Genomic DNA, 6,851 nt, shown 5'->3' with positions numbered 1-6,851 from the left:
TTACGTTTTGCTATCCGTGAAGGTGGTAGAACAGTAGGTGCTGGTGTTGTTTCTAAAATTGAAAAATAATTTAGCAATCTAAGAAAAAGAGGGTGCATAGCATCCTCTTTTTTAATGGAAAAAACAAATTTTAAATAATTTTTGTGCTATAATTAGCATGCTTAAATCTAAGCAAATTTTATTTTCATATTTTTAATTAAGAAACCACACACATAACAAAAACTTTAAGACGGGGTGCTGGATTTATTGGAGTAGATAGCTACTTGAAATAATCATTTCGTTAAAACAATAAACTAGTTAGTCTAAAGGTTATGTGGAGGAACAACCCTAATAAGGAATTTTAAAATGGTAAAAGTTTCAGTTCGTGATATGTTAGCTGCTGGTGTTCACTTTGGTCACCAACGTCGTTATTGGAATCCACAAATGAAAGAATACATCTACGGTACTCGTAACGGTGTTTCTATCATTAACTTAGATAAAACAGCTGAATGTTTTGATTTAGCTTTAGCTGAATTAGAAAAAGTAGCTGCTAATAACGGTAAAGTATTATTCGTTGGTACTAAACGTGTTGCTTCAGAAGTAGTTGAACAAGCTGCTAAATCATGTGGCCAATATTACGTAAATCACCGTTGGTTAGGTGGTATGTTAACTAACTGGAAAACTATCAGCAAATCAATTCAAACATTAAAACAATTTGAAGCTGATGAAGCGAATGGTGTTCTAGATAAATTAACTAAAAAAGAAGCTTTAAAACGTGTACACGAGAGAGAAAAATTAGAAAAATCTCTTGGTGGTATTAAAAACATGCACGGTCTTCCAGACATGTTATTCGTAGTGTCTGCTGATTATGAAGACATCGCGATCAAAGAAGCTAACAACTTAGGTATCCCAGTTGTAGCTGTAGTTGATACTAACTCAAGCCCATTAAACGTAGACTATGTTATCCCTGGTAACGATGATGCTTTAAAAGCTGTTAGTCTATACGTAGAAGCAGCTGCAGCAGCTATCAACGAAGGTCGTGAAAAAGCAAAAGCTAAAGCTGACAAAGCTAAAGCAAAAGCTGAATAATAGCTATTAAAGATTCGAATTACATTTGATTCATTATTTTTTAGTAGATAAGGGCAATGCCCTTATCTACTAAGTAATTAATTATTTTAAGGTATACATAAATGAGTGAAATTACAGCAAGCCTAGTAAAAGAACTACGTGAACGTACTGGTGCAGGCATCATGGATTGTAAAAAAGCTTTAGTAGAAACTAATGGTGATATTGAAGCAGCAATCGAAAACATGCGTAAAAACGGTCAAGCAAAAGCTGCTAAAAAAGCAGGTCGTGTTGCAGCTGAAGGTGTAGTTTTAGCACGTATTACTGATGATAAAACTCAAGGTTTCGTGGTTGAATTAAACTGTGAAACTGACTTCGTAGCAAAAGACCAAAGCTTTAACGAGTTCGCGAAAAAAGTTGCTGATTATGTATTAGCTAACAAAGTAGTTGATGTTGAAGCATTAAAAGCTCACTTTGAAGAAGAACGTGCTCATTTAGTTGCAAAAATTGGTGAAAACATTTCTATCCGTCGTTTAGCTCACTTAGAAGGTACATTCATCGGTGGCTATACTCACGGTAGCAAAATTTCTGTGTTAGTAGCTGTAAATGCTAATAACGAAGATGTTGCGAAAAAATTAGGTATGCACGTAGCGTCTTCTCGTCCAGAGTACACTAAAGAAGAAGATATCCCAGCTGACGTTTTAGCTAAAGAGCTAGAAGTTCAACGTGGTATTGCTAACGAAGATCCAGCATTTGCGAAAAAACCTGAAAATATTCAAGAACAAATGATTAACGGTCGTATGGCTAAATTCAAAGCTTCTATTGCTTTAGTTTCACAACCGTTTGTTATGGATCCAGCAGAAACTGTAAGCCAATTCTTAGCTAAAGAAGGCGTTGCAGTTGAACGTTTCATCCGTGTTGAAGTTGGTGAAGGTATCGAACGTAAAGAAGAAAACTTTGCTGATGAAGTTGCGAAAATCGGTTCATCTTTCAGCAAATAATCTAACGTTTTAAGATAAATATACAATCGAGAGGCCAATTTTGGCCTCTTGTTGTATGTAATAAACAAAGTAATTCATAGGCTAAATCATGTCTGGAAATAAACCTCTTTACAATCGTATTTTACTAAAACTTAGCGGTGAAGCGTTACAGGGTAACGAAGGCTTTGGTATAGATCCAACCGTACTAGATAGAATTGTTGCTGAAGTTAAACGTGTTACTGATTTAGGTGTACAAGTGGCTATTGTTGTTGGTGGTGGTAACCTATTTAGAGGTGCACAACTAGCACAATTAAACATGAATCGTGTGGTAGGTGACCATATGGGGATGTTAGCTACGGTAATGAATGGTCTAGCTATTCGTGATTCACTTTTCAGAGCTGGCTTAAATTGTACTTTAATGAGTCCTTTAGCTTTAACTGGTGTTTGTGAAATTTACAATTGGTCAAATGCAATTAAAGCTCTTAACTCAGGTCGTGTAGTAGTATTCGGCGGTGGTACAGGTAATCCATTCTTTACTACTGATAGTGCTGCATGCTTACGTGGTATTGAAATTGCTGCTGACGTAGTATTAAAAGCTACTAACGTTGATGGTGTTTACGATTCTGATCCACGTAAAAACCCTGATGCTAAACGCTTTGTGCATATTACATATGATGATGTAATTGCTAAAGAATTAAAAGTTATGGATCTAGCAGCATTTACTTTAGCTCGTGATCACAAACTACCAATTCGTGTATTTAATATTCACAATTTTGGCGATTTAGAACGTGTTGTAACTGATCCTGATTTAGGTACATTGATTACAGAATAAGATAAAAACAATTTTTAGGATTTATCCATTATTGGTATAATGGAAAAGAAAATTTTTATCTTAAAATTTACAGGAATTTTTATGATCGCTGATATTTTAAAAGATGCAAAAGATCGCATGGACAAATCGGTAGAAGCATACGAAAATGGTATTGCGAAAATCCGTACAGGTCGTGCACATCCATCTCTTTTAGATTCTGTTCAAGTTGAATATTACGGATCTTTAACTCCTTTAAGACAAATTGCTAACGTAGTTGCTGAAGATGCAAGAACTTTAAACGTACAAGTTTACGATCGTAGTTCATTAGCAGCTGTAGAAAAAGCAATTCTAACTTCAGATTTAGGTTTAAATCCAAGTAACAATGGTAGCTCAATTCGTGTACCATTACCACCTTTAACTGAAGAGCGCAGAAAAGAGTTAACTAAAGTAGTTAGAGGTGAAACCGAAAAAGCTCGCGTTGCTGTGCGTAACATTCGTCGTGACGCTAACGAAAAAGTTAAAGCTCTAGTTAAAGGTAAAGAAATTTCAGAAGACGATCAACGTCGTGCTGAAGAACAAATTACCAAATTAACTGATGCTAGTATTAAATCTTTAGATGAGCGTTGTGCTGCTAAAGAGAAAGAGTTAATGGATTTTTAATCTAACGATTTTCTAAAAACTAGTTGCTTTTAATTTGCAACTAGTTTTATTTTTATTCTTAAATCTTTATGAGCAGAAGAATTATTATTTTAGGATCAACCGGTTCAATTGGTAGCTCGACTTTACAGGTATTGTCGCAACAACAAGCATATCAAGGAGAAAAGCCATACGATAATCAGATTGTAGGGTTATTTGCCAATGCGAGTATTGAGAAGTTAGTTAAGCAAGTTCTTACATATAAACCACGTTTTTGTGGCTTATTTGATGAAAGTAAAGAGCAACAGTTAGTAAATGCCCTAAAGCATAAACTAGATGCTCAAACTTTTAGTCAATTACAAATTGTTTGTGGTGGTAATGCGATTGCAGATTTAGTTGCTAGCTCGTCAGTAGATGTTGTAGTTGGTGCTGTCGTTGGTTTTGCTGGACTTGAAACCTCTTTAGCAGCATTAAATGCTGGTAAAACCCTTTTACTTGCTAATAAAGAAAGTTTAGTGGTTGGAGGTCATCTTATCAAGCAAGCATTACGTAATAATCCACAAGCTCAATTGATCCCAGTTGATTCTGAACATAATGCTATTTTCCAAAGCTTAGCAGAGCAAGCGCAAAAAGAGCTATGCTTTATGGATTTACAGGCTTATGGTGTAGAAAAAATTCTTCTTACTGCTTCAGGTGGTCCATTTTTACACAAACCTCTTGAAGAATTTGCGACTATTGATGTAGCTCAAGCATTGAAACATCCTAATTGGGCAATGGGTCCAAAGATAACCATTGATTCATCAACTTTAATGAATAAAGGATTAGAATTAATTGAAGCATGTGTGCTATTTAATTGTAAAGTTGAGCAAGTGCATACAGTTATTCATCCGCAATCAATTATTCATTCTGGAGTTGAATATTTAGATAAATCTTTAATCGTGCAAATGGGACCGACGAACATGTGTGTTCCTATTGCCTATGCCTTGAATTATCCGCATAGATTTATTTCTGCAATGCAGAGTTTAGATCTCATGAAATTAAATGCCTTAACTTTCTTACCAGTGGATTATGCACGTTTTCCTAATTTTAAATTAGCGCAAGAGTGCTATAATTTAGGTTTTACTTACACTTGTGCTTTAAATGCGGCAAATGAAGTAACAGTGCAAGCTTTTCTCGATGGTAAAATTAAGTATTTAGATATTTATAAATACAATAAGTTAACTATTGAACATTTACGAAGTTTAAACTTGCAACCTGAATACTATACATATGAAGAGATCTATGCTCTTGATCAGCAAGCAAGACAAGTCTGTCTTTCGCTAATTACTAATGCTGTATAGCTATGTGTAGTATCTATAATCTAAAGTCTTTTAAATATTAAATTAAACAGTAAGAATTTACTGTAAAAGCATATTCAAGATGAATATGCCTGATCTTAAAATAAGTTATATTAGCTATTGCTCAAATTAAACAATTCGGTATAACCATTAAGTTACTAATTAGTAAAGTTATTAATTAAGTATCTATTAAACCACCGGGGTTGCTTAGAAGAGGCTAATAGCTAATTGTTCTTTTTATGACAACAAATCATTTGAATATGCCCAAGCATGTTGCCATTATTATGGATGGTAGTGGTCGTTGGGCTAAAGCACGAAATAAGTCTCGGAAAAGTGGACACAATGCAGGTGCTCTAGCAGTGCGTAGAACCATTGAGTATGCAGCTACGCATAATATAGCTTCTCTTTCTTTATATGCCTTTTCTAAAGAAAATTGGAAAAGGCCTAAAGAAGAGGTCGAGCATTTAATGAAGCTGTTCCTGCGTGTTCTCAAAAACAATAAAAAGTTTTTGCTTAATCTTAACGTAAGATTTACACCTATTGGCGATATTGATGTGTTTAGCGATGAACTTAAGCTGCATTTGCAAAAACTTATTGATGATACTAAGCAAAATACAGGATTAAGACTAAACATTGCCGTAAATTATAGTGGTCGCTGGGATATCTATAATGCGAGTAGTAAAGTATGTACCTTAGCATTAGATGAACTACAAACATATTTGCAGGCTAATCCCGCTTTAACAGCTCTACAAATAAGCCAAAAACTTGAACTTTTAAAACAGAAATATCGCAATGAGGAGTTTTTTACTTCTCTACTCGAACAAAATTTAACCGTTGCAGATCAAGATCCTATTGATTTAATAATTAGAACTTCGAATGAACAGCGTATTTCTAATTTCTTCCTTTGGCAAGCTGCTTATAGTGAATTTGTCTTTCTTGAGCAGTATTGGCCTGATTTTGGTCCTGAACTATTTGCTAAAGCTATCGATCTTTTTTCGCAACGTGTGAGACGCTTTGGTGGCGTATAATTAAGTAATCTTCGTGTATTAAGCTTATGAAACAACGTTTAATTTCAGGAATAGCCTTATTGCTTGGATTATTTTTGGTAGTCTTTAAAGCACCTTTTCCTGTATTCTTTTTAGCTTTTTTAATCATTGCAGGTTTATCAATTTGGGAATATTCGAAACTAATTTATAACGATAATCCTAATCTTGAACCAAATCGCAAATGGCAATGGTGGTACTTACTAATTATTATCGTTGCTACGCTATTTCCGTTTGTCCCTGCAGCAACGGTATACTTTTCACTCGGAACAGAGAATTATGCCAAGTCACTAGAGTTTTATAAAACTTTTGCTGGCAATACCATGTTCTACGCCGTTTTTATGTGGTTATTCTCTTTAATCATCTATCGTAAAACGGAGACACTATACAATATTTTACATCCACGTTTGGTAGCAATATTTGCCGCATTAATTAATAGTGCTTTCTTTAGTGCATTATTTGTTATTCGCTATATTGAACCTACTACACAAGAGTTTATGTTAAACAACTCAACCGTATTAATGTTTTACATTTTCTGTTTAGTTGTTTGTGCGGATTCTGGTGCTTATTTTGTAGGACGTGCTATAGGTAAACGTAAATTATGCCCAACGATTTCACCGAATAAAACTGTTGAAGGGCTTTTAGGTGGAGTTTTAAGTGCGATAATTTGTGCCGTAATCTTCATAAACTTTACTAGTTTAGGAGATAACATTCTTACGACCAAACGTTTAGTAGCATTTATTGTTTTCTCGATTATAAGTGTCCTTTTTGCTGTACATGGAGACTTAGTAGAGTCGTTTATTAAGCGTCGAGCAAAAGTTAAAGACTCTTCTAATTTAATCCCTGGACATGGTGGGGTACTTGATCGTCTCGATAGTTTACAACCTGCATTTACGTTTATGGCGTATTTTTGGGTAATTTTAACATCAAACGACTTCTTCACTTTCTAAGGTGAAACTTGATAATTGGGCTTTTGTCCCTATAATTTAAGGGGTTGCTA

8 protein-coding genes are annotated in these 6,851 nt (G+C 34.7%); all 8 read left to right on the top strand.

Annotated elements, in window-relative coordinates:
- Positions 1-69: EF-Tu C-terminal domain-related protein (locus CKF58_RS06220; RefSeq protein WP_484283701.1), on the top strand; the 69-nt coding region annotated here is incomplete at its 5' end.
- 276 nt (positions 70-345) lie between these two features.
- Positions 346-1,068 carry a 30S ribosomal protein S2 gene (gene rpsB / locus CKF58_RS06215; RefSeq protein ID WP_119532050.1) on the top strand — a complete coding sequence of 241 codons (723 nt, stop codon included), beginning with the start codon at positions 346-348 and terminating at the stop codon, positions 1,066-1,068.
- A 101-nt stretch (positions 1,069-1,169) separates the two neighbouring features.
- Positions 1,170-2,045: a translation elongation factor Ts gene (tsf, locus tag CKF58_RS06210; RefSeq protein WP_119532048.1), complete on the top strand. Its 876-nt coding sequence runs from the start codon at positions 1,170-1,172 to the stop codon at positions 2,043-2,045.
- An 88-nt stretch (positions 2,046-2,133) separates the two neighbouring features.
- A complete protein-coding gene (gene pyrH / locus CKF58_RS06205; RefSeq protein WP_222987739.1) occupies positions 2,134-2,856 on the top strand; it encodes a UMP kinase in 723 nt (240 codons plus the stop codon).
- 81 nt (positions 2,857-2,937) lie between these two features.
- The gene (gene frr, locus CKF58_RS06200) at positions 2,938-3,495 is read left to right on the top strand and encodes a ribosome recycling factor (protein WP_119532052.1); all 558 of its coding nucleotides are present in this window, start codon (positions 2,938-2,940) and stop codon (positions 3,493-3,495) included.
- Between the two features lie 68 nt (positions 3,496-3,563).
- Positions 3,564-4,811, top strand: a complete 1,248-nt coding sequence (dxr, locus tag CKF58_RS06195; RefSeq protein WP_119532044.1) for a 1-deoxy-D-xylulose-5-phosphate reductoisomerase — start codon at positions 3,564-3,566, stop codon at positions 4,809-4,811.
- A 236-nt stretch (positions 4,812-5,047) separates the two neighbouring features.
- Positions 5,048-5,836 (top strand): polyprenyl diphosphate synthase, encoded by a 789-nt coding sequence (gene uppS / locus CKF58_RS06190; RefSeq protein ID WP_119532042.1) that lies wholly within the window; start codon positions 5,048-5,050, stop codon positions 5,834-5,836.
- A 26-nt stretch (positions 5,837-5,862) separates the two neighbouring features.
- Entirely contained in the window at positions 5,863-6,801 is a 939-nt protein-coding gene (locus CKF58_RS06185; RefSeq protein ID WP_119532040.1) for a phosphatidate cytidylyltransferase, read from the top strand.
- The last annotated feature ends 50 nt before the right edge of the window (positions 6,802-6,851 follow it).

It is taken from the genome of Psittacicella hinzii, from assembly GCF_003585935.1.
GTDB lineage: Bacteria > Pseudomonadota > Gammaproteobacteria > Enterobacterales > Psittacicellaceae > Psittacicella > Psittacicella hinzii.
Note: the sequence above shows the minus strand (reverse complement) of the source record. Positions and strands in the feature narration are given on the sequence as shown.

Excerpts from the sequence above, each read along its gene's own strand:
- rpsB (WP_119532050.1), top strand. The coding sequence starts at position 346 with ATGGTAAAAGTTTCAGTTCGTGATATGTTAGCTGCTGGTGTTCACTTT.
- tsf (WP_119532048.1), top strand. The coding sequence starts at position 1,170 with ATGAGTGAAATTACAGCAAGCCTAGTAAAAGAACTACGTGAACGTACT.
- pyrH (WP_222987739.1), top strand. The coding sequence starts at position 2,134 with ATGTCTGGAAATAAACCTCTTTACAATCGTATTTTACTAAAACTTAGC.
- frr (WP_119532052.1), top strand. The coding sequence starts at position 2,938 with ATGATCGCTGATATTTTAAAAGATGCAAAAGATCGCATGGACAAATCG.
- dxr (WP_119532044.1), top strand. The coding sequence starts at position 3,564 with ATGAGCAGAAGAATTATTATTTTAGGATCAACCGGTTCAATTGGTAGC.
- uppS (WP_119532042.1), top strand. The coding sequence starts at position 5,048 with ATGACAACAAATCATTTGAATATGCCCAAGCATGTTGCCATTATTATG.
- CKF58_RS06185 (WP_119532040.1), top strand. The coding sequence starts at position 5,863 with ATGAAACAACGTTTAATTTCAGGAATAGCCTTATTGCTTGGATTATTT.